Source organism: Bacteroides sp. An279 (assembly GCF_002159615.1).
Classification (GTDB): domain Bacteria; phylum Bacteroidota; class Bacteroidia; order Bacteroidales; family Bacteroidaceae; genus Phocaeicola; species Phocaeicola intestinalis.
In genome coordinates, this window is sequence record NZ_NFJA01000198.1 from 1 (window position 1) to 1,084 (window position 1,084).

The 1,084-nt window shown below is 53.7% G+C and carries 2 protein-coding genes; both read left to right on the forward strand.

Features of this window, described 5'->3' with window-relative positions; genetic code table 11:
* Window positions 1–404, forward strand: a 404-nt coding sequence (locus B5F78_RS16580; protein ID WP_204502776.1) for a 6-phosphogluconolactonase, incomplete at its 5' end; no start/stop codon positions are given.
* Window positions 405–444: 40 nt separating this feature from the next.
* The coding region (locus B5F78_RS16585) for a 6-phosphogluconolactonase (protein WP_206421971.1) at window positions 445–1,084 on the forward strand (640 nt) is incomplete at its 3' end.

The following is a 1,084-nucleotide window of genomic DNA, read 5'->3' on the forward strand; positions in this document are numbered from 1 at the left end:
GCATCGACCTGTTTGTGGGCGGCATCGGTCCCGACGGCCACATCGCGTTCAACGAGCCGGGTTCTTCCCTGACTTCGCGTACCCGTGTGAAGACGCTGACCACCGATACCATTGTAGCCAATTCGCGTTTCTTCGATAACGATGTGGACAAGGTTCCCAAGACGGCGCTGACCGTAGGAGTGGGCACGGTAATGGACGCTAAAGAGGTACTGATCCTTTGCAACGGGCACAATAAGGCGCGTGCCTTGCAGCATGCCGTTGAAGGAAGCGTAACGCAGATGTGGACCATCAGTGCCTTGCAGATGCACCGCCACGGCATCATCGTATGCGATGAGGCGGCAACGGACGAACTGAAAGTGGGCACATACCGCTATTTCAAGGACATCGAGCGCAACAACCTGTAATCCATTGTTAATTGTTAATTATTAATTATAAATTATAGCCATGAGAACCAATCTGAGTTCGCAGATATCCCTTAACAGGGTGTCTACCCGATATTACAAGCCGGAGAATACGATTGACCGCTCCGTGCTGACCCGTTTTGAGAAAATCCCGACCAATATCTATGAAACAGTAGACGAAGGCGTGAAGTGCATAGCCGATGAGGTTATCCGCAAGATACAGGAACGCCAGCATGACGGCAAGTTCTGTACGTTGGCTTTGGGCACGGGGGCTTCGCTCCGTCCGCTTTACGCCGAACTGGTGCGCCGCCATAAGGAAGAAGGCGTCAGCTTCCGTAATGCGGTGATATTTAATCTGTATGAATACTATCCTTTATCAGAGCAGGGGAGCAGCAGCATCGGCCAGCTGAATGAGCTTTTCCTGAACCAGGTGGACATCGACCGGCAGAACGTGTTTACTCCGGACGGCACGATTCCGCAGGATGCGGTCATAGACCATTGCCTGCTGTACGAACAGCGCATCAAGACCTACGGCGGGCTGGACATCGTCCTGATGGGCATCGGCAGGGAAGGCAATGTCGCCATGAACGAGCCCGGCTCTACGGCGGCTTCCATTACGCGCCTGATATTTGTGGACAGTACTTCCCGTTCGGAAGCGGCGCATAACCTGGGCGTGGACAACC